Origin of the sequence: Stenotrophomonas sp. BIGb0135, assembly GCF_024810105.1 — a bacterium.
Classification (GTDB): domain Bacteria; phylum Pseudomonadota; class Gammaproteobacteria; order Xanthomonadales; family Xanthomonadaceae; genus Stenotrophomonas; species Stenotrophomonas maltophilia_AB.
Genome location: NZ_JANUDX010000013.1, coordinates 40,619 through 62,500, shown reverse-complemented (window position 1 = coordinate 62,500; position 21,882 = coordinate 40,619). Strand labels below are relative to the sequence as shown.

Here is a 21,882-nt window from a genome sequence, read left to right as displayed (position 1 = left end):
CCCCGCCAACCCGGCGTCGAACGCCGCCTTTCGCGCACGGCGCCATGCTGCGCCGCAGCATAAAGCTACATTGCGACACAAATCGGTACAGCGGCCGGCGTGCGCCGCATCTGCAACTATCTGCTGCCGCTCACTTTTTGTTCAGGTCCGCGCGCCATTGTGAAAAAAGTTTCACTTTGGCTTTACACGACCTTAACTACCGAGACTATGATCGGGGTAACCGGCCTTCTTGGGCCGGATTTTGGGACGGCGGGAACTTGGGCCCGCCGGCTCCTTTTTGATTCAGTTCCGAAAGAGAGAGAGAGCGCACATGAATTCACGCACCAACGTATTGGGGCACGCGATCCGCTGTGCCCTGATCGCCGGTACCGCGGGCCTGATGGCCGCGCCGGCGACGGCACAGGACGCGCCGACCGCTACCAACCTGGACCGCATCGAAATCACCGGTTCGCGCATCCGCCAGGTTGACGTGGAGAACGCCCAGCCCGTGCTGGCCATCACCCGTACGGACATCGAACGCCAGGGCTTCAGCTCGGTCGCCGACATCCTGCAGAACGTCACCGCGATGGGCAGCCCGGCGATCAGCCGCGCCAACGTCCTGAGCGCCGGCGAAAACGCCGGTGGCACCTACATCGACATGCGCAACCTGGGCGCGCAGCGCACCCTGGTGCTGATCAACGGCAAGCGCCTGGGCATCAGCACCTCCGGCTACCAGGACGTGTCGAGCCTGCCGGTGTCGGCAGTGGAACGCGTGGAAGTGCTGAAGGACGGCGCCTCGGCCATCTACGGCTCGGACGCCATGGCCGGCGTGGTCAACATCATCACCCGCCATGATGTCACCGGCGTGACCGCCAACGTCTACCACGGCCAGTACAGCCAGGGCGACGGCGCCCGCGACCGCTTCGACGTGGTGGCCGGCTGGGCCAACGACCGCGGCTCGATCACCGTTTCGGCCGAACATACCGAAGAAAAGGCCGTGTGGGCCAAGGACCGTGGCTTCAGCGCCTACGGCAACACCGACCGCCACCCGACCGAAGCCTGGACCACCGTCAGCCAGTACGGCCAGATCACCGGCCTGCGCGGCCCGGGCTGCACCGGCACCGCCACCTGCAGCTACTCGCTCAACCGGGGTGCCAACCCGCTCAACCCGGCCAACTACCACCTGACCAACGCCAATGCACCGGACGGCGATGTCAGCAACACCAACGAGCAGATGCACCTGAACTACCCGCTGAAGCGGGACTCGCTGTTCGTCGACGGTCGCCTGAACATCACCGACGACATCCGCTTCAGCACGCAGCTGGGCTACAACAAGCGTGATTCCAGCCGCCAGGTCGCCGGCTACCCGCTGCAGTCGTCCACGGCCGGCATCGGCCCGATGTCGATCGACAGCTACTTCAACCCGTTCGGCCGCAAGAACGGCTACGCCACCCCGACCGCCGTGGCCTGGAACCACCGCACCTGGGAAGTGCCGCGCGTCAGCGACAGCTCGCTCAAGACCTACCGCGCCGTGGCCGCCTTCGATGGTTCGTTCAACATCGGCGAGCGCTACTTCGATTGGGAAGTGGGCTACCAGTACAACAAGAACGAACTGCGCCAGCACGCCACCGGCAACCTGCACAAGGAACGCGTGAAGAACGCGGTCGGCCCGTCGTACTACAACGCCGCCACCGGCAAGGTCGAGTGCGGCAGCGCCGCCGCCCCGATCGCCAACTGCATGGTCTGGAACCCGCTGGTCGCTGCAGGCGTGACCGATCCGTACGGTCTCACCGGCAACCAGGCCCTGATCGATTACCTCATGCCGGCGGAAGACTCCACCGGCAAGACCGTCGGCAAGAACTTCTTCGCCACCATCGCCGGCTCCATCGTGACGCTGCCGGCCGGCGACCTAGGCTTTGCGTTCGGCCTGGAAAACCGCAAGGAAACCGGCGAGTTCATCCCCGATGCGCTGGCCCAGACCGGTGCGACCACCAACCTGGCCTCCGGCCCGACCGGTGGCAGCTACAAGGTCAAGGAAGCGTACGTCGAGTTCAACGTGCCGGTCCTGGCCGACCTGCCGGGTGCCAAGGAACTGACCTTGAACGCGGCGACGCGCTTCTCGGACTACGACACCTTCGGCAACACGCTCAACAGCAAGTTCGGCTTCAAGTGGCGCCCGATCGACCAGATCCTGGTCCGCGGCACCTGGGCCGAAGGCTTCCGTGCCCCGACCATCTCCGACCTGTACGGCGGCGGCTCTGAAACCTTCACCACCGGCTACGCCGATCCCTGCGATACCGTCTACGGTCCGTCGCGTACCAGCGCCGCCGTGCGCGCCCGCTGCGCCCGCGACATCGCCAATGCCGACACCTACCGTCAGCTGAAGCAGGGCAACGTGCCGATCACCAGCAGCACCGACCAGACCCCGGTGCCGTTCACCAACGGCTCCAACCCGCTGCTGCAGCCGGAAACCTCCAAGAGCAAGACGCTCGGCGTGGTGTGGAGCCCGAGCTTCATCAGCAACTTCAACGTGTCGCTGGACTGGTGGAAGATCCGCATCGACAACACCATCGTTGCTGACAGCCCGAACCAGATCCTGATCGACTGCTACGAGCAGGGCATCGATTCGCGTTGCGCACAGTTCACCCGTGACCCGGCGCTGGGCATCGTCAACAAGCTGACCTACGGCAATCGCAACGCCGGTTTCCTGGAAACCGAAGGTTACGACATGGACCTGACCTACCGTCTGGACACCGACAGCCTGGGCAAGTTCAGCACCAACTGGTCGACCACCTACGTCAGCTCCAACATCTACCGTTCCACCAACGACACCAGCGTCGTGCCGACCCCGACCAACGGGATCGCCACCAACGCCACCAGCGGCTTCCGCGTGCGTTCCAACCTGACCCTGGGTTGGGATCTGGGCGACTTCGGCATCAGCTGGACCGCGCGTTACTACTCCGGTGTCAAGGAGCAGTGCCTGAACGCAACCGCGCATCCGGACGAGTGCTCCGATCCGGGCGTGCGTGCGCCGTGGTACTCCGGTTCGCGCAACTACAACGAGCGTGGTTCGGTGACCTTCCACGACGTGCAGTTCCGCTACAACCTGCCGTGGGATGCCACCGTGTCGGTCGGTGCCAACAACGTGTTCGAGAAGTACGGCCCGAACATGTACACCAAGCCGAACTCGGTGTTCTCCTACTACGGTGGCTACGACATCGGCCGCTTCGTGTACATGAAGTACCAGCAGCGTTTCTGATCGCTGCCGGGTAATACCGCTGCACCCCACCACGGCCCTTCGGGGCCGTGGTTTTTTTTGTCCTGCCGTCCTTGCAGGCGTGGTGGCCACTGGCCGCCAGGAACGATCCCGCCGGGTTGCGGACGCCCACGGCACGCGCAACCCAGCGCGCGTCATCGGCCGGTCATATCCACGTAATGTCCACTACATCGCCCGGGCCGAGCATGGACGCAACCCGGAGGCCCGCCATGCGCTATGCCATCGTCACCGAAACGTATCCCCCCGAGGTCAACGGCGTCGCCCTGACCGTGCAGGGACTGGAACAGGGACTGCGCGCCGCCGGCCACCAGGTCGACCTGGTGCGCCCGCGCCAGGCCAGCGAAGCCGAGCATGCCCACGACACCCTGCTGGTGCCGGGGGCCGGGTTGCCGCGCTACCCCGGCCTGCGCTTCGGCATGCCCGCCCCCAAGCGGCTGGCCCGCCAGTGGCAACAGCAGCGCCCCGATGCCATCTATATCGCGACCGAGGGCCCACTCGGCTGGTCGGCCCTGCGCGCCGCGCGCCGGCTCGGCATCCCGGTGGCCACCGGCTTCCACACCCGCTTCGACGAGTACCTGCCCGACTACGGCGTGGCCTGGCTGCAGGCCGCCGCGCTGCGCTGGATGCGGCGCTTCCACAACCAGGCCGACGCCACCCTGGTACCCACCCAGGAGCTGAAACAGTTCCTGGGCGAGCAGGGGTTCGAGCGGGTGCGGCTGCTGGCCCGCGCGGTGGACAGCAGCCAGTTCGATCCGCAGCGTCGCGACCCGGCCCTGCGCGAGGAATGGGGCATCGACGGCAACGGCTTCGCGGCCATCTACGTGGGACGCATCGCCCCGGAAAAGAACCTCGGCCTTGCCGTGAAGGCCTTCCGCCGAGTGCAGCAGTCGCGGCCGAAGGCACGTTTCATCTGGGTGGGCGATGGCCCTTCGCGCGAGAAGCTGGCGCATGAGAACCCCGATTTCATTTTCTGCGGCGTACAGCGCGGCGAGGCGCTGGCCCGGCACTTCGCCAGCGGCGATCTGTTCCTGTTCCCCAGTCGCAGCGAGACCTTCGGCAATGTCACCCTGGAAGCGATGGCCAGCGGCGTGGCCACGGTGGCCTTCGACTACGGCGCGGCACGCGAACACCTGCGCACCGACGAGAGTGGCATTGCAGTGAACGATGACGCCGCGTTCCTGGCCGCCGCGCTGCAGCTGGCCGGTGACGACGTGCAGCGTGCACGGCTCGGCCGCAATGCCGCCACTGCCATGCGGCGCCTGCACCCACAGCAGGTGGTGGCCGAGTTCGATGCACTGCTTGCCGAACTGGCGCAGGCGCGGAGGCCGCATGCAGACCACGCGGCTTGAGGCCCTGCGCGGGCGCGAGACCCGTTGGTGCCGGCGCGCCAATCACTACTGCCGGCGCCGCCGCGTGCGCCAGGCCTTCGCCGCCGTCAGCCGGCTCGGCGATGGTGCGTTCTGGTATGGCTTGATGGCCGCGCTGGTCCTGGTGGACGGTCTCGAAGGGCTGCGCGCCTCCCTGCACATGGCCGCCACCGGACTGATGGCGCTGCTGCTGTACAAGGGCCTGAAGCGCTGGACCCGGCGTCCACGGCCGTATGCGGCCGACCTGCGCATCCGCGCCTGGGTGGCACCGCTGGACGAATTCAGCTTCCCCTCCGGGCATACCCTGCACGCGGTGTCCTTCACCATCGTGGCGCTAGCCTACTACCCCTGGCTGGCACCGCTGCTGGTGCCGTTCACCGTGGCGATCGGCCTCTCGCGCGTGGTACTGGGGCTGCACTACCCCAGCGACGTACTGGCCGCCACGGCCATCGCGACCGCGCTGGCCGGTGCCAGTCTGAGATGGCTGCCGCTGCCGGTGTAACCCGTTTTACAATGCGCGCATGACCACGCTGTTCATTTCCGATCTGCACCTGGACCCGAGCCGTCCAGCCATTACCGAGCTGTTCCTGGCGTTCCTGCGCGATGAAGCGATGCAGGCCGAAGCGCTGTACATCCTCGGCGACCTGTTCGAGGCCTGGATCGGCGATGACACCCCGTCGGCGGCCGCCGATGCCGTCGCCGATGCGTTGCATGCGGTGGCAGATGCCGGCGTGCCGGTGTATTTCATCCGCGGCAACCGCGATTTCCTGGTCGGCAACGACTATGCCCGTCGCGCCGGCTTCCGCATCCTGCCCGACCCCAGCGTCATCGACCTGTACGGGCGCCCGGTGCTGCTGCAGCACGGCGACCTGCTGTGCACCGACGACGTCGCCTACCAGCAGTTCCGCGCGCAGACCCGCGACCCGCAGTTCCAGGCGCAGTTCCTGTCCCAGCCGCTGGCCGCGCGTATCGCCTTCGCGCAGAAGGCACGTGATGCCAGCCAGGCCCGGCAGTCGGAAATGAAGCAGGACGATCGATCCACCTTCGAAACCGTCACCGACGTGGCGCCGGCCGAAGTGGAGGCCAACTTCGCCCGCCATGGCGTGGACACCCTGATCCACGGCCACACCCATCGCCCGGCGATCCATGCCCTGCAGGTCGGTGGCCGCGATTGCACCCGCATCGTGCTGGGCGACTGGTACGAACAAGGCTCGGTGCTGCGCGTCACCGCGCAGGGTTGGACGCTGGATACGCTGGCACGCTGAGCCTCACCACCCCGCGACCGCAGCCACTGCGGTCGCGGGCGCCGCCACTCAGCGGAACGCGGCGACCGTCGCCTTGGTATTGACCAGCACGCGCTGGTTGTCGGCGCTGGACGCAATCCCCATCGGCACGCCGTTGTAGCTGATGTTCGGGTTGGACCAGAAGTTCAACCGCGGGCAGCCGGCCGTGCACGCGTAAGCCATGATCGTGCGCCAGCGTGCGCCACTGGACGGCTCGTAGCGGTAGCCGTGGCCATAGCTGTACGGCGAGGTGCTGGGATCGGTGGCGATGTCGTGGCGTGCGCTCTGCAGGTGCCCGATTTCATGCGCGAAGGAGTAATAGCCGGTGGCGCAGTCCCAATGCACCGCCGCGAACGCGGTGGCGGCGGTGGAGCCGATGCCCGAGGCCAGGCCGCAGGAACTGGCATTGTTGATGACCAGGACCGCGACGTCGGCGCGGGTGTTGTTGCGGCTGGTGTGGATGCTGTCCATCACCCCGTCGGTGGTACTGCGGAAGCGCGACAGATCGGTGGAGAAGCTGCTCGACTCGGCATAGCTGGTGGTCTCGTAACCGGCCAGCTCCAGGGTGATGCCGACGTTGCTGTTGATGTAGCCCTGGTTGGATTCGGCCACGGCCAGTTGCACCAGCGACTGCATGTTGCCGCCATACGCGGCGACCGCGCCATTGGTGGCCACCACCAGCACGCGGATGGTGGCCGGGGAGCCCGACGACGCGGCGGCGATGCCGGCACGGTCGCTGACCGGCATGGCTACCTGCGGCAGGCTGTTGTAGTCGGCCGGGTGGTCGGCCGGCATCCGCGACTCGTCCACTTCCACCAGAACGTGGCGACCGTCGCTGAGCGGGCGCAGGCGATAGAGCTGGCCGTCCTTGCGGATCGAGCCGGTCACCGTGTCGCCGGAGCGCACCAGGATCACCGAGTTGGCCGGATCGGACGCCGTGGCCTTGCCCGCTGTTTTAGCGTTGCCGGCCTGCAATTGCCCGTACCAGATGCTGCCGCCGTCCGGCAGTGCCTGCACCCGCTGCTGCAGCGCCTGCACGGGGGTACCCAACAGTTCGAATTCCAGCTGGCGCTGGTTCGCGCCCACCGCGCCGGCATCCACGCGTACTTCCTGCACCGCCGCCGTGGACGCGGCCGACAGGACCGCCTGCGCGGCGGGCTGGTTGGCGGCGCCGGCGCGGCTGAGCACCGTGACCGGTTCAAACAGCGGAGCGGCGCTGGCAGCACCTGCCGCGGCCAGGCACAACGTGATCACACCTGCGGCCTTGCTCATCGATCTGGACATCGTGTCGTCTCTCTTTGAGTGGAAAACGGGGTGGTAGTCGTTGCTGCGGTGCAGCCCCATCGGGCGGGGCCCGCCCATATGGCGCCAACCGTGAGCGTGAATTCAACAATTCCTACGGACGAACATTCGGAACTGTGACCGCCGACCGCACGGTTCAGCGACGTCGCGTTCGCGTCATTTTCGCGCTACCTTTGCCCTGCACCCCGGGGACCCCGCGCCATGGCAGGACCGCCCACGCCGCCACCCACCGCGCCGCTGTCGCTGCAGATCGGCCTGTTTTTCGACGGCACCCGCAACAACGCCGACAACCTGCTGCGTGCCTCGCGCCCGCCCGGCAGCACCACGCCCGCGCCCCGCCCCACGGCACCGCTGGTGGCCGACGACGCCTCGCCTTACCAGAGCCGGCTGACCAGCAGTTACAGCAACGGCCTGACCAACATCGCGCAACTGCATGCGCTGTATCCCGATGACCGCACCACGCCGGCACCGGGCAGCGCCTTGTCGCTGGCGATCTACATCGAAGGCGTCGGCACGCGCAGCGGGGAAGATGACGACCTGATGGGGCTTGCCTTCGGCATCGGGCGCACCGGTGTGCGCGCCAAGGTACGCCGCGCACTCGACGAGCGCCTGCCCGATGCCCTGCGCAGCCTGGCGCGCGCGCACCCGCATGCCGTGCTGGGGAGCGTCCGCATCGATCTGTTCGGTTTTTCGCGGGGCGCCGCGTCGGCACGCGACGCGGTGCACCGGCTAAACCGTGCCGATGGCCGCACCTGGTTGCGCGAACAGCTGCGCCGTACCGGCTGGCAACTGGCCGGCGAGGAGGCGGTACCGGCGCGACCGGCCCGCTTCGTCGGCCTGTTCGATACCGTCGTGGCGATCAATCGCCAGCAGCACGATGAACTGCCCGAAGTGGGCCTGCCGAGCGGCTGCGCCGACAAAGTGCTGCAACTGGTCGCACGCGACGAGCACCGCCATCATTTCGCGTTGACCAGCGTCGCCCCGGAACACGAGGAAATCGCCCTGCCCGGCGTGCACGCCAACATCGGCGGCGGCTACGACCAGCGCGTCGAAGGACCGAAACTGCTCACCCGACCGCTGGGCCAGCGTGTACTCGAGCATGGCCTGGCCGACACCGAGGCGCCGCCCCTGGCCGTGCTGCGCGCCACCGAGGTTTACCGACAGGCGCAGGCCGCGTGCGTGCGCTGGCAGCAGGCGTTGGGCCTGGGCGAGGATGCGCTGTGGGTGGACGTGTGGCATCGCTGGCAGGCGCAGCGGGTAGCCGGCAGCGTCAGCGTGCGACCGCAGTGGCGGTTGTTCGCGCATGCGGCGGTGGTACTCAAGCGCGAGATCGACGGGCGCTACCAGTGGGTGGCGCTGCGCCTGATGCAACAGCGCGCAACGGTCGCGGGCGTACGCTGGCTGCGGACCGTGGACGAGGTGCCCGAGCTGGCGCTGCCCGGCGACCTGCTGCCGATCGCCGCGCGCGTGCTTGCTGGCCAGGCACTCGATGCGACACAGGAGCGGCTGTTGCGCCAACGCTACCTGATGCAGTCCGCGCACTGGAACTTCGACGCACTGGGCGACACCGCCCTGCTGTACGCCGCCGACGAAGCGACGCGCGAACTGCCGTACCGCCCCGGGCCAGGCTTGTTCTACATCAACCGCCCCACCGAGGACGGCAAGCGCGTGGTGTTGCCCAACGTGTGATGCGCCCGCAGGGGCGGCGGTTCATGGCGTCGGATGGAGAAGCAGCCACGCATGGCGTGGCTCTACGATGGTCCCGTAGAGCCACCCCATGGGTGGCTGCGCGCGGTTCCCGGATCGAGAGAAGCAGCCACGCATGGCGTGGCTCTACACCGCCCCTCGTAGAGCCACCCCATGGGTGGCTGCACGCGGTCCCGGATCGAGATAAGCAGCCACGCATGGCGTGGCTCTACAACGCCCTCGTAGAGCCACCCCATGGGTGGCTGCACGCGGTCCCGGATCGAGAGAAGCAGCCACGCATGGCGTGGCTCTACACCGCCCCCCGTAGAGCCACCCCATGGGTGGCTGCGCGTGGGGCCGGATCGAAAGAAGCAGCCACGCATGGCGTGGCTCACGCGGTCCCGGATCGAAAGAAGCAGCCACGCATGGCGTGGCTCTACACCGTCCCTCCTAGAGCCACCCCATGGGTGGCTGCACGCGGTCCCGGATCGAGAGAAGCAGCCACTCAGGGCGTGGCTCTACCGTGCCGGGCCGCTGGTGCGTCCGGCCTGCTCGATCAGGTCGGCGAGCTCTTCTTCGTCGAACCCGGCCAGCAGGCGCGCCTCCAGGTTGAACGGGCCGTACAAAAAGCCGCCGGCGTACTCGTTCAACAACGCGATGAAGCGCGCACGCGGTTCGACCCCGGCGCGGTTGCAATACCAGTGATACCAGCGCGAACCCGCGGCCACATGCGCCACTTCCTCGCGCAGGATGATCTCCAGCACATCGGCGGTGGCGTGGTCGTTGGCCGAGCGCAGCTTGGTGATCATGCCGGGGGTGACGTCCAGCCCGCGCGCCTCGAGCACGCGCGGCACCAGCGCCATCCGGGCCAGGCCGTCGTGTGCGGTCTTCTCGCACATCTCCCACAACCCGTTGTGCGCGTCGAAATCACCGTAGTCGAACCCCAGCGCCTGCAGCCGGCCATGCAGCAGCATGAAGTGGCGCGACTCATCATCGGCCACGCTCACCCAGTCGGCATGGAACGAACCGGGCAGCCCGCGGAAGCGGTACACCGCATCCCAGGCCAGGTCGATGGCGTTCAGTTCGATATGCGCGATGGCATGGATGAAGGCGGCACGCCCTTCAGCGCTGCCCAGCCCACGCTTGGGCAGGTCGCGCGGGTGCACCAGGCTCGGCCTGGCCGGTCGTCCGGGCATCCGGATCGGATCGGCCGGGGCGGCATCGGCACGGGCCTTGAGCTGGCCCGCGCGGAACTGCGCCGCATAGGCCTGGGTCAGGGCCACCTTGTGCAGTGGATCGGTTGCGGCCAGGCACTGCTGCGCCGCGCGCAGCAGGTCACCGGCCGCCTCCAGCGGCAACTCCCCGGCCATCGGCACGGCCTCAGGCGCGGCGCTTGTGCTTGGCGTCGTCCGAACGCAACTGCTGGATACGCTCGAAGTACCCCGGCTCGATGCCCGTCGGATAGACGCCGTTGAAGCACGACGAGTCGAACGCCTTCAGTTCCGGGTTGCCTTCGCGCACCGCCGCTTCCATGTCTTCGATGTCCTGGTAGATCAGCCAGTCGCAGCCGAGGTGCTTCTCGATTTCCTCGATGCTGCGGTTGTGCGCCACCAGTTCCTCGGCGGCCGGCATGTCGATGCCGTAGATGTTCGGGTACCGCACCGGCGGTGCGGCGCTGGCCAGGTACACCTTGCGCGCGCCGGCGTCGCGCGCCATCTGCACGATCTGCTGGCTGGTGGTACCGCGCACGATCGAATCGTCGACCAGCAGCACCACGCGGTTGCGGAACTCCAGGTGGATCGGGTTGAGCTTGCGGCGCACCGACTTCACCCGTTCACCCTGCCCCGGCATGATGAAGGTGCGGCCGATGTAGCGGTTCTTGATGAAGCCTTCGCGGTACTTCACCCCGAGCGTGTTGGAGATCTCCAGCGCGGCGTCGCGCGAGGTGTCCGGGATCGGGATGATGGTGTCGATGTCGTGGTCCGGGCGCAGGCGCAGGATCTTCTCGCCCAGCTTGATGCCCATGCGCATGCGCGCCTTGTGCACCGAGACGTTGTCGATCATCGAGTCCGGGCGCGCGAAGTACACGTATTCGAAGATGCACGGGCTGTGCTCGGCCGGCTCGGCGCATACCTCCGAGAACAGTTCGCCACGCGCGGTGATGACCAGGGCTTCGCCGGGGCGCACGTCGCGCACGCGCTGGAAGCCCAGCACGTCGAGCGCGGCCGATTCGGAGGCCACGATGTACTCATCGCCTTCGGCATGCGCACGCTTGCCCAGCACCAGCGGACGGATGCCATGCGGGTCGCGGAAGGCGACCAGGCCCAGGCCCAGCACCACGCTGATCACCGCGTAGCCCCCCTTGCAGCGGCGGTGGACACCGGCCACGGCGCGGATCGCCGCTTCCGGGGTGAGCTGGCGCTGCGCGTCCAGTTCGTAGGCGAACACGTTCAGCAGCACTTCGCTGTCCGAGTCGGTGTTGACGTTGCGGCGATCCTGCTCGAACACCTGCTGGCGCAGGCTTTCGGTGTTGATCAGGTTGCCGTTGTGGGCCAGCGCGATGCCGTACGGCGAGTTCACGTAGAACGGCTGCGCTTCGTCCATGCCCTCGGAGCCGGCGGTCGGATAACGCACGTGGGCGATGCCGACGCGACCTTCCAGGGTGGACATGCGCTTGGCATCGAACACATCGCGGACCAGTCCGTTGGCCTTCTGCACGCGCAGGCGGGTGCCATCGGCGGTCGCGATGCCGGCCGCGTCCTGGCCACGATGCTGGAGGACGGTCAGGCCGTCATACAACTGCCCGGCGACGTTCTGGTTGCCGACGATTCCGACGATGCCACACATGGTGCGAATCTCCGCTGGGCTGTGCCCATCTACTGTGAAGGTGGCCGTGCCTGGCCGGGGGACCCTCTCCGTGCCGGATCGGGTTGGTCCGGACGCACACGCGCCGGATCGGTGTTCTGGGACGAACCAGACGTGCCACTGCGCGCCCCGACATCGGCCGGGTCTCCCGCCTGCTGCGGGGTCTCATCCAAGGGCCGCGGCCATCCGCGCCCTGCCAGCAACCCGCCCAGCACGCCATTATCGCCTGTCAGGCCCGGCTTGCCCAACTCCCCGCCGGGCAGTTGCGACATGTTCACCTCCGGCAGCGCCATCGGCAGGTCCTTCATGCCGTCCAGGCTGGGCATGCGATCCAGGCTGGGCATCTGCGGCATGGCGGGCATGCGCGGCATCTTGGCCTGCATCCAGCCCACCCCGGGGCCAAGCACCACGCGCAGGTTGGAGTCGCGCCAGGCTGCCTCGCGGGGCAGCGGCGTGTACGACGCCACCAGCAGCAGCACGCAGCCGATCAGCGCGCCACGGACCACGCCCAGCGCACCGCCCAGCGTCCGGTCGGCGCCATTGAAACTGGTCGAGCGCACCGCCTGGCGGATCACCAGGCCGATGCCCCATACCGACACCATCACGATCAGGAAGACGCTCAGGTAGCCGGCGAAAAAATGCTCGGTGCCCGGCGCGGAGGGCGCCGACCACCAGCCGGCGCAGGATTTGCCGAACATCAGCGCCGCCCAGCCGCCGAGCAGCCAGGACAAGGTGCTGATGATGATGCTGACAAACCCCCGCATGACGCCCAGCAGGGTGGAAATGCCGATCACGGCCAGCAGCACGAAATCGATCATGCGCGTCCTCCGCCGTGGGACGGGCCGGGCTCAAGCCACGGGCGCGCGGACGGCATCAGGGGTGTGGCCGGACCATGCCGGCCACGCCGACTTTGGACGCAACCTGAGCCTTGAGGTTCTCCGCCTCTGCTCGGTTGGCGACCGGGCCGACGCGCACGCGGTTGAGCGTGCCCTTGTCGGTGCGTACCTGCTCTACGAAAGCACTGAAACCGGCGGCGCGCACCTTGTCGCGCAGCGCGTTGGCCTCGGCCGCCTGGCCGAAGGCACCGAGCTGCACGGCAAAGCCCACGCTGCTGGCGGCCGGCGCGGCCGGTGCGGCCACCGGCTTGGCAGCCGTGGCGGTGTCCGGCTTGGCCGGCTCCGGCTTGGACGCGGCAGCGGCCGGCTTGGGGTCGGGCTTCGGTTCGGGCTTGGGCGCGGCCGGTTTGGCCGCAGCCACCGGCTCGGGCGGCAGCGATTCGGTCTGGACCGTGTTGCCGGCCGCGGCCGCGGCCGCGGTGGCGCTGGACGCGCTGGCAGCGGCCGGCGTCGGCGTGGCAGCCGGCGCCGCGGCAACCGCGTTGTCCGCGCGTGCGTCCAGGGTGACCACCTCGGCCTTGACGTCGTTGCGCACCTTCACCGCCTGCAGGCGGGCAGCCTCGGCCTCGGCACGATCGGCATACGGCCCCACGCGCACCCGCCAGGCCTGGCGGCCGTTGATCGTAGCCGGCTCGCTGAAACCAGGCAGCTGCGACTTCTTCAGGTAGGCGATCACCGCATCGGCATCGGCCTGGCTGCCATAGGCGCCAAAGCTGACCGCGAAATTGCCTGCGGCCACGGCCGGAGAGGAATCGGCGGCGGCCGGTGCCGCGTCGGCGGCGTCCTGCAGCGGCTGGGTGCTGGAGGGCCCCTGCAGGCCGGTGGCCGCGCCGGTAGGCGCCACCAACGGCAGCTCACGGGTCTCGAACTGGCCGTCCGACGGTGCTGCCGGCGCGCTGATCGGCACGCTTGCCACACCGCTGTCCGGCGCAGGCCCCTTGACCAGCATGGGCAGGAAAATCACGGCCAACGCCACCAGGACGATGGCACCAATCAGTCGCTGTTTCAGAGGAGTATCCACGGAAGGCAGGCAGGGGCGGCGCGGCGGAATGCCACGGCGATTATACGGGTGTCCGCGTGAGCGGTGCCTGCGCCGGCTGAACGGGCGCGGCGCGGTGCAGCGGCGGCTTACTCAGCGGCGTCCAGCCACTGCAATGCCTGCGCGGCAGTGTGGAACGAGCCGAACACCAGCACGCGGTCGCCCGCCGCGCTCCCGGCCAGCGCAGCGTGCAGCGCATCGGCCACGCTGGCATGGCAGGTGCCGCTGGCGGCGGCGGTGTCGTGAAGGCGTGCCTGCAGGGCAGTGGCCGTTTGTGCACGGGCGCCCTCCAGGCCGGCCAGGTGCCAGTCCTGCACCTGTTCGCCCAGCGCCTGCACCACGCCGACGGCATCCTTGTCCTGCAGCGCGGCGAACACCGCCACGGTGCGCCCGGCCACGGGCGCGGCGTTCAGCGCGATGGCCAGTTCGCGTGCGGCCTGCGGGTTGTGGCCCACGTCCACCAGCACCGCCACGCCATCACGCTCGACCTGCTGCAGGCGACCGCGGATACGGGCATTGGCCACCCCGGCGCTGATCGCGGCACGGGGCAGCGGCATGTCCAGCGTGCGCAGCGCGGCGATGGCCGAGGCCGCATTGCGCAACTGGATCGGCCCGCGCAGCGATGGCATGGGCAGGTCGATGCGGAAGCCGACATCACGCCAGCGCCAGTGCTGCGCATCGATCACGTCGGCGAAGAAATCGCTGCCGCCGCGGATCGCATTGGCCCCCAGCAGGTATGCGCGCGCCAGCACGCTGGACGGTGGGTCGGTCTCGCCCAGGATCACCGGCTTCCAGCCACGGATGATGCCGGCCTTCTCCGCACCGATGGCCTCACGGTCCTCGCCCAGCCAGTCGCTGTGGTCGATGTCCACGGTGGTGATCACCGCCACGTCGGCATCGATGATGTTGACCGCATCCAGCCGCCCACCCAGGCCCACTTCCAGCACCGCCAGGTCCAGCCCGGCCGTACCGAACACCTGCAATGCGGCCAGCGTGCCGTATTCGAAATAAGTCAGCGTGGTGCTGCCGCGCGCATCTTCGATCGCGTTGAATGCGGCGATCAACGCCGCGTCGGAAACGTCCTGGCCATCGATGCGTACGCGCTCGTTGTAACGCAGCAGGTGCGGCGAGGTGTAGGCCCCGACCCGCCAGCCGGCGGCCTGCGCGATCGCTTCGATGAAGGCCACCGTGGAGCCCTTGCCGTTGGTGCCGCCGACCACGATGGTGTGCGCCCCCGGCTGTGCCAGCCCCATCGCCTGCGCCACGCTGCGCACGCGGTCCAGGCCCATGTCGATGCTGGCCGGGTGCTGCTGCTCGATGTAGGTCAGCCAATCGGAGAGGGTAAGCGGGCGGGCGGTGGTCATGGGCGTTGGATCGATGGGGCGGACGACGGGATGGGACGCGGGGCGATTACAGCGCGCGGTGCTTGGCTTCGCCGAAGAACGGGGTGTGGTGGGCGCAGTCGTTCAGGCGCACCACCTCCAGCTGGTCCAGGTCGGGCCCTTCCAGCAGGTTCAACGTGGTCGGGGCCTGGCGGAACGTCCACAGGCGCGACAGCGGCAGCCCCAGGATGCGGCACAGGATGACCCGGTTGACCGCGTCGTGCGCGACCACCAGCAGGGTGTCGTGCTCGCCGAGGCCATCAGCCGCGCGGGCCAGGCCGCGCCAGCTGCGTTCCAGCACCAAGCGCAGCGATTCACCGCCCGGCATCAGCACGGTGTCCGGCTCATCGCGCCAGGCCTGCAGCCGCGACGGGTCCTTGTCGTGGATCTCGCTGGCCAGCAGGCCTTCCCACTCACCGTGGGCGATTTCCTGCAGGTCCGGCTCGGTCAGCAGCATCGGCGCACGCTCGGTGCCCAGCGCCAGATGCGCGGTGCGTTGCGCGCGCGACAACGGCGACGCCACCGCACGCGTGATATCCACCGACCTCAGGCGCTCCCCGAGGGCCTGCGCCTGGGCTTCGCCGATCGGTGACAACGGGATATCGATCTGGCCCTGGTAGCGGCCTTCGGCATTCCACGGTGTTTCACCGTGGCGGGCAAGCAGGATGCGCATGCGTACTGGGAGTCCTTGCGGGGAGGAAGGCTGTCGCAATCGTTCACATGGCGTGAATGATCGAGGGACACGCATGATACCGCGTGCCCTGCCCCGCTGCCGCCGTCGCGCACATCCGGTCGTGCGGTCGTGCGGTCGTGCGTCGGGTCGGCCAGGTCATGCCGGCCGCGCGTGCGGTGCGTGATGGCCCGCCCGCAGCCGGCACGCGCGCAACGAAAAACCCCGCGGCGTGCGCCGCGGGGTGTTGAGGGGTCAGTCGGCCAGGTTCAGCTCTTTCAGCAACTGCGGCGCGGGCGCCACTTCCTGCATGATCCACTGCATGTAGCGGCTGTCCACCGCGATCATGCGGGTCATCACCGGGTCGAACACCCAGTTGGAGCTGACCGACTCCCAGTTGCCGTCGAAGGCCAGGCCGACCAGCTTGCCGTTCGCATCGAGCACCGGCGAGCCGGAGTTGCCGCCGGTGATGTCCAGGTTGGAGAGGAAGTTCACCGGCACCGAGCCGAGGCGCTTGTCTTCCAGGCCGCCATAGCGCTTGGCCTTGACCGCATCCAGCAGCGCCTTGGGCGAATCGAACGGGTCTTCGCCGGTTTCCTTGGCGGCCACGCCTTCCAGCGTGGTGAACGGGGTGTAGTTCACGCCGTCCTTGCCGTAGCCCATGACGTTGCCGAAGGTGATGCGCAGCGACAGGTTGGCGTCCGGGTAGACGAACTCGCCCTTGCTCTTCTTGTAGTCCGCCACCGCCTGCAGGTACAGCGGGCGCGACACCAGCGACTCGCCTTCGCGGGTCTTCTTCTGCTCTTCCTGCTTCAGCAGCGCCGGCATCACCGCCACCGCGTACTGGATCGCCGGATCGGTGCTGGCCTCGAAGGCCGCGCGGTCGGCCTTGAACCACTTCAGGCGCTCATCCAGGCTGCCCAGCCTGGTGCCCGAGAGCTTGCCGACCAAGCCCTGCACGGCCGCCGCATCGCTGCCCGCCAGCCACTGGTTGAGCACCTCGTTGCTGCGCTGCGCGGCCGGCAGGGCCACGTACTGGCTCAGCCAGTAGGTCTGCAGCTGCTGGTCCATGCGCGCGACATAGCGGCGGTCCATCTGCTTCAGGCCGCCTTCGATGGAGGGCAGGTCGCGCGTCTGGTAACCGGCTTCGCGCTCGGCATCGGCCTTGCTGCGCTCGATCGACAGCCGGTACAGGCTGATCGCCGTGCCCACCGCGGAGGTGCTGTTGAACTGGCTGACGAACAGATCGCGCTCACGCGTGGCCTTGCTCGTGTCCAGGTGCTGGACCAGCTGCGCATGCGCGGCCAGGGCCGGCTTGCCAGCGGCACCGCGCTTCTTCAGCCACGCCAGCACCGCGGCTTCTTCGGCCTGCTTCTGGCCGGCCGCGTCGATGCGCTTGAAGCCCTCCAGCTGGCCGGCGTAGTTCTTGGCCACGTTGTTCATGCTGGCCGCGGTGGCGGCGTACTTCACCTTGACGTCCGGGTCGGCCTTGCCGGCCTCGTCGATCATCTTCAGCACGGCGTTGTAGTGGCGCGCGATGGTCGGGTAGGTCCAGCGGGCGGTTTCATCGAACTCGCCGGCCAGCGCGTAGCGGTTGGTGCGGCCCGGGTAGCCGGCCACCATCACGAAGTCGTCGGCGCCCAGCGGCTGGTCGGCGAACTTCAGGAAGTGCCTGGGCTGGTAAGGCACGTTGTCGGCCGAGAAGGCGGCCGGCTTGCCGTCCTTGCCCACGTAGGCGCGGTAGAACGAGAAATCGCCGGTGTGGCGCGGCCACATCCAGTTGTCGATGTCGCCGCCGAACTTGCCGACGCTGCCCGGGGGCGCATAGACGAGGCGCACGTCCTTGATTTCCATGTTGCGGAACAGGCGGTAGGTGTTGCCGCCGGAGAAGCTGAACAGACGGCAGCGGAAACCGGCGTCGGCTTCGCAGGCGGCGGTCTGCGCCTTGTCGAACGCATCCAGCGCGCGGGTGCGGGCCAGCGGATCCTTGCCGGCGGCGGCGATCGCGGCCTTGGCCTGCGCGGTCACATCGGTGATCTGGTCGAGCACGTACACGCGGGCGTTGGGGCCGGCGCTCAGCTCATCCTTCAGGGTCGGCGCGTTGAAACCGTCCTTGATCAGGTTCTTCTCGGCGGTCGAGTTCAACTGGATCGCACCGTAGGCGCAATGGTGGTTGGTTACCACCAGGCCCTGCGGGGAGACGAAGCTGGCGGTGCAGCCGCCCAGCGCCACGACCGCACCCATCGGGTCGCCGGTCAGGTTGGAGATCTGCTCCGGCGACAGCTTCAGGCCGGCCTGCTTGAGCGGGCCGGCGATTTCCGGCAGCTGCTGCGGCACCCACATGCCTTCGGCGGCATGGGCGACCTGGACCAGCCCGAGGCTGGCGACGACGGAAAAAGCGAGCAGGTTCGAGCGCATTGAGCAGCCCCTTGCAAAGAGAACCGCCGATTCTAGCCCGCCCCCTGCCCCGGGCCGCACCCCGGAAGTCATGGGGAGTGTGACCGACGCCGATCATTGCCGCGCCGTGCGCGGCCAGCCGGGCATGGCCCGGCTCTACCGTCTCCCCCAGTGGCATTCCGCCACTCGCGGCCATGTGTCCGGAGGTGCCGGGCAGGCCGGTGCAGGACCGTGTAGTGCCATGGATGGCAATACCGAGCCCCAAGGACGGGGTTCACGGCGTGTCGTGCACCGGCCTGCCCGGCACCTCCCTCGCCAGAAGGAAGCGCTGCCCCCACCCCGAACCACCCGCAACGCAACATGGGAAACCCGCCGGCGGCTCTATAATCCGCGTTTTCCCCCTGACGAGTTCCACCGAGATGGCGCAGCAAACAATGAAGGCCCTGGTCAAGCGTGAAGCCGCCAAGGGCATCTGGCTGGAAGACGTTCCGGTCCCGACCCCGGGCCCGAACGAGGTCCTGATCAAGCTGGAAAAGACCGCCATCTGCGGTACCGACCTGCACATCTACCTGTGGGACGAATGGAGCCAGCGCACCATCAAGCCGGGCCTGACCATCGGCCATGAGTTCGTCGGCCGCATCGCCGAAATCGGCCCGGGCGTCACCGGCTACGAAGTGGGCCAGCGCGTCTCGGCCGAAGGCCACATCGTCTGCGGCCACTGCCGCAACTGCCGCGGCGGTCGCCCGCACCTGTGCCCCAACACCGTGGGCATCGGCGTCAACGTCAACGGCGCCTTCGCCGAGTACATGGTGATGCCGGCCAGCAACCTGTGGCCGATCCCGGACCAGATCCCGTCCGAGCTGGCCGCCTTCTTCGATCCCTACGGCAACGCCGCGCATTGCGCGCTGGAGTTCAACGTGATCGGCGAGGACGTGCTGATCACCGGCGCCGGCCCGATCGGCATCATTGCCGCCGGTATCTGCAAGCACATCGGCGCGCGCAACGTGGTGGTCACCGACGTCAACGATTTCCGCCTGAAGCTGGCCGCCGACATGGGCGCCACCCGCGTGGTCAACGTGTCCAACACCTCGCTCAAGGACGTGATGAAGGACCTGCACATGGAGGGCTTCGACGTGGGCCTGGAAATGAGCGGCAACCCGCGTGCGTTCAACGACATGCTCGACTGCATGTACCACGGCGGCAAGATCGCCATGCTCGGCATCATGCCCAAGGGCGCCGGCTGCGACTGGGACAAGATCATCTTCAAGGGCCTGACCGTGCAGGGCATCTACGGCCGCAAGATGTACGAGACCTGGTACAAGATGACCCAGCTGGTGCTGTCCGGCTTCCCGCTCGGCAAGGTGCTCACCCACCAGCTGCCGATCGACGACTTCCAGAAGGGCTTCGACCTGATGGAACAGGGCAAGGCCGGCAAGGTGGTGCTGAGCTGGAATTGAGTCCCCCCAGGGGCGGTGACCTGGCGGCTCCCGGTGCGATGCCCGGCACAGGCCGCCCCCGGCACGGAAACGAAAAAGGCGCCCATCGGGCGCCTTTTTCATGACCGGCGATGCGCGCCCGCCGTGGCCTACTTGCCGACGGAGAAGGTCAGCACCACGCGGTTGTCGGCGAGCTTGCCGAAGTTGTCCTTGCCGTTGCCGTCGGTGCCGTAATAGCCCAGGCCCACGGTCACCATGCCGATCGCCTTGCTCACGCCCACGTTCCAGTCGGTGTAATCGTTGCCGACATCCTTCTCGAAGGTGCTGCGCCCCAGGTTGGCGGTCACCGCGAAATCATGGGCCAGCGGCCACTCCGCGCCCACCCCGTAGTACCAGCCATCGGTCCCGGAATTCCACACATCGTTGCTGTAGGCCACCGTCGCGCTGTAGTGCTCGGCGAACGTGGTCTTGGTGATGAGTTCGTTGTAGGCAAGGTCGCTGGCACCCGGGTAGGTGTAGCGGTTGACCATCACATCGACATTGACGTTTTCGCTGACATCGATGTTGTAGCCGACGAAGTAATCCACCTCGAAATCCGGGCTGCCGGCGCCGAAGTCCACCCCGGAGCCCCACACGCCCGCGTACAGCCCGACCGGCGAGGTATAGGTGAAGCCCGCCTGCCCGGTCGGGTTTTCGTCGGTCTGGGACGCACCGCGGAAGACGTAATCCGAGACCGCCGTGATGTTCCAGCTGAACGGAGACTCGGCCTCGTCCTGGGCACTGGCGGCGAACGGGGCGATCAGGGCGGCGCAGAGCACAGCGGCGGCGGTACAGCGCGTGGCGTGGTTCATGCGGGGTCTCTCCGGGACGTGGGTGGGCGGATGCGGCGTGGTTTACGGTTTTTTAACCTGATTGATATTGCGATGCAACAATCACGTCTGCAACTGTCTTGCCGCCCTTGTGCGGGCCTGGCCTGCGGCCCACCCCCCGGCACCGCGTCCCGGCAGGTAAAATCCCGGGTTTCCCGTGCCGAAGACTGCCTGCCATGAGCGATGCCACCTCCGCCCCGCTGACCCAGCACTACGTTGAAGAACTGGAGGCGATCCGCGCCCAGGGCCTGTTCAAGTCCGAACGCATCATCACCAGCCCGCAGTCGGCCGAGATCACCCTGGACGACGGTCGCACGGTGCTCAATTTCTGCGCCAACAACTACCTGGGCCTGGCCGACCATCCCGACCTGATCCAGGCGGCCAAGGACGCCCTGGACAGCCACGGCTTCGGCATGGCCTCGGTGCGCTTCATCTGCGGCACCCAGGACCTGCACAAGCAGCTGGAAAAGCAGATCGCCGACTTCTTCGGCAAGCAGGACACCATCCTGTACGCGGCCTGCTTCGACGCCAACGGCGGCCTGTTCGAGCCGCTGCTGGGCGAGAACGACGCGATCATCTCCGACGCACTCAACCATGCCTCGATCATCGACGGCGTGCGCCTGTGCAAGGCCAAGCGTTTCCGCTACGCCAACTGCGACATGGCCGACCTGGAAGCCCAGCTGCAGGCCGCCGATGCCGCCGGCTGCAAAACCAAGCTGATCACCACCGACGGCGTGTTCTCGATGGACGGCTTCATCGCCCCGCTGGATGAGATCACCGCGCTGGCGAAGAAGTACAACGCGCTGGTGCACATCGACGAGTGCCACGCGACCGGCTTCCTCGGCGCGACCGGCCGCGGCTCGGCCGAGGTCAAGGGCGTGCTGGAGAAGATCGACATCATCACCGGCACCCTGGGCAAGGCCATGGGCGGCGCGCTGGGCGGCTTCACCTGTGCCAGCGCCGAGGTGATCGAACTGCTGCGCCAGCGCTCGCGCCCGTACCTGTTCTCCAACTCGCTGCCGCCGCACGTGGTCGCCGCCGGCATCAAGGCCTTCGAGATGCTGGCCGCCGCCGACGACCTGCGCAGCACCCTGGCCGAGAACACCGCCTACTTCCGCCAGAAGATGACCGCCGCCGGTTTCGACGTGAAGCCCGGCGTGCACCCGATCAGCCCGGTGATGCTGTACGACGCGCCGTTGGCGCAGACGTTTGCCGAGCGCCTGCTGGAAGAAGGCATCTACGCGATCGGTTTCTTCTTCCCGGTGGTGCCCAAGGGCCAGGCGCGCATCCGCACCCAGATCAGCGCCGCGCATACGCGTGCCCACCTGGACCGGGCGATCGATGCGTTCACCCGCATCGGCGTCGAGCTGGGCGTGATCAAGAACTGACGCACCTCCCTCGGGTGGCGCCACCGCATGGGTGGCGGCCCTCCGC

16 protein-coding genes are annotated in these 21,882 nt (G+C 67.9%); 7 read left to right on the top strand and 9 right to left on the bottom strand.

Translation table 11 applies throughout. From position 1 onward, the window contains the following. The first annotated feature begins 310 nt into the window (after nucleotides 1–310). The 4 genes from M2421_RS19475 to lpxH all read left to right on the top strand — a co-directional run bounded on the left by M2421_RS19475 (nucleotide 311) and on the right by lpxH (nucleotide 5,888). On the top strand, nucleotides 311–3,238 hold the full coding sequence (locus M2421_RS19475) for a TonB-dependent receptor (protein WP_259209973.1): 2,928 nt from the start codon (nucleotides 311–313) through the stop codon (nucleotides 3,236–3,238). A gap of 227 nt (nucleotides 3,239–3,465) precedes the next feature. Further along, on the top strand, nucleotides 3,466–4,605 hold the full coding sequence (locus M2421_RS19470; protein ID WP_259209972.1) for a glycosyltransferase family 1 protein: 1,140 nt from the start codon (nucleotides 3,466–3,468) through the stop codon (nucleotides 4,603–4,605). Then, nucleotides 4,586–5,125 carry a phosphatase PAP2 family protein gene (locus tag M2421_RS19465; protein ID WP_259209969.1) on the top strand — a complete coding sequence of 180 codons (540 nt, stop codon included), beginning with the start codon at nucleotides 4,586–4,588 and terminating at the stop codon, nucleotides 5,123–5,125. The genes M2421_RS19470 and M2421_RS19465 overlap by 20 nt, the downstream gene beginning before the upstream one ends. Nucleotides 5,126–5,144: 19 nt before the next feature. Then, nucleotides 5,145–5,888, top strand: a complete 744-nt coding sequence (gene lpxH / locus M2421_RS19460; RefSeq protein ID WP_259209967.1) for a UDP-2,3-diacylglucosamine diphosphatase — start codon at nucleotides 5,145–5,147, stop codon at nucleotides 5,886–5,888. A gap of 48 nt (nucleotides 5,889–5,936) precedes the next feature. Here lpxH and M2421_RS19455 read toward each other — a convergent pair whose 3' ends face one another. Continuing rightward, a complete protein-coding gene (locus M2421_RS19455; RefSeq protein WP_259209966.1) occupies nucleotides 5,937–7,190 on the bottom strand; it encodes a zinc-dependent metalloprotease in 1,254 nt (417 codons plus the stop codon). Between the two features lie 219 nt (nucleotides 7,191–7,409). Here M2421_RS19455 and M2421_RS19450 point away from each other — a divergent pair, with 219 nt between their 5' ends. Then, nucleotides 7,410–8,897, top strand: a complete 1,488-nt coding sequence (locus M2421_RS19450; RefSeq protein ID WP_259209964.1) for a DUF2235 domain-containing protein — start codon at nucleotides 7,410–7,412, stop codon at nucleotides 8,895–8,897. A 515-nt stretch (nucleotides 8,898–9,412) separates the two neighbouring features. Here the strand turns inward: M2421_RS19450 and M2421_RS19445 are convergent. The 7 genes from M2421_RS19445 to M2421_RS19415 form a co-directional block, all read right to left on the bottom strand. Then, entirely contained in the window at nucleotides 9,413–10,264 is an 852-nt protein-coding gene (locus M2421_RS19445) for a ferritin-like domain-containing protein (protein WP_259209962.1), read from the bottom strand. A 10-nt stretch (nucleotides 10,265–10,274) separates the two neighbouring features. Beyond that, on the bottom strand, nucleotides 10,275–11,741 hold the full coding sequence (gene purF, locus M2421_RS19440) for an amidophosphoribosyltransferase (protein ID WP_259209960.1): 1,467 nt from the start codon (nucleotides 11,739–11,741) through the stop codon (nucleotides 10,275–10,277). A gap of 29 nt (nucleotides 11,742–11,770) precedes the next feature. Further along, nucleotides 11,771–12,577, bottom strand: a complete 807-nt coding sequence (locus M2421_RS19435) for a CvpA family protein (RefSeq protein ID WP_259209958.1) — start codon at nucleotides 12,575–12,577, stop codon at nucleotides 11,771–11,773. 55 nt (nucleotides 12,578–12,632) lie between these two features. Then, a complete protein-coding gene (locus tag M2421_RS19430; RefSeq protein WP_259209956.1) occupies nucleotides 12,633–13,676 on the bottom strand; it encodes an SPOR domain-containing protein in 1,044 nt (347 codons plus the stop codon). Nucleotides 13,677–13,783: 107 nt separating this feature from the next. Then, nucleotides 13,784–15,058, bottom strand: a complete 1,275-nt coding sequence (folC, locus tag M2421_RS19425) for a bifunctional tetrahydrofolate synthase/dihydrofolate synthase (protein ID WP_259209954.1) — start codon at nucleotides 15,056–15,058, stop codon at nucleotides 13,784–13,786. 46 nt (nucleotides 15,059–15,104) lie between these two features. Beyond that, nucleotides 15,105–15,749 carry a histidine phosphatase family protein gene (locus M2421_RS19420; RefSeq protein ID WP_259209953.1) on the bottom strand — a complete coding sequence of 215 codons (645 nt, stop codon included), beginning with the start codon at nucleotides 15,747–15,749 and terminating at the stop codon, nucleotides 15,105–15,107. 252 nt (nucleotides 15,750–16,001) lie between these two features. Further along, a complete protein-coding gene (locus tag M2421_RS19415; RefSeq protein ID WP_259209950.1) occupies nucleotides 16,002–18,164 on the bottom strand; it encodes a S46 family peptidase in 2,163 nt (720 codons plus the stop codon). Nucleotides 18,165–18,577: 413 nt separating this feature from the next. Here M2421_RS19415 and tdh point away from each other — a divergent pair, with 413 nt between their 5' ends. Continuing rightward, nucleotides 18,578–19,600, top strand: coding sequence for an L-threonine 3-dehydrogenase (gene tdh, locus M2421_RS19410; RefSeq protein WP_259210047.1), 1,023 nt, complete (start codon nucleotides 18,578–18,580; stop codon nucleotides 19,598–19,600). Between the two features lie 128 nt (nucleotides 19,601–19,728). Here tdh and M2421_RS19405 read toward each other — a convergent pair whose 3' ends face one another. Next, complete coding sequence (locus M2421_RS19405; RefSeq protein ID WP_259209947.1) at nucleotides 19,729–20,430, bottom strand: TorF family putative porin; 702 nt, start codon at nucleotides 20,428–20,430, stop codon at nucleotides 19,729–19,731. A 194-nt stretch (nucleotides 20,431–20,624) separates the two neighbouring features. On the opposite strand from M2421_RS19405, the gene kbl reads away from it, so the two are divergent. Further along, nucleotides 20,625–21,836, top strand: a complete 1,212-nt coding sequence (gene kbl / locus M2421_RS19400; protein WP_259209945.1) for a glycine C-acetyltransferase — start codon at nucleotides 20,625–20,627, stop codon at nucleotides 21,834–21,836. Nucleotides 21,837–21,882: the final 46 nt, after the last annotated feature.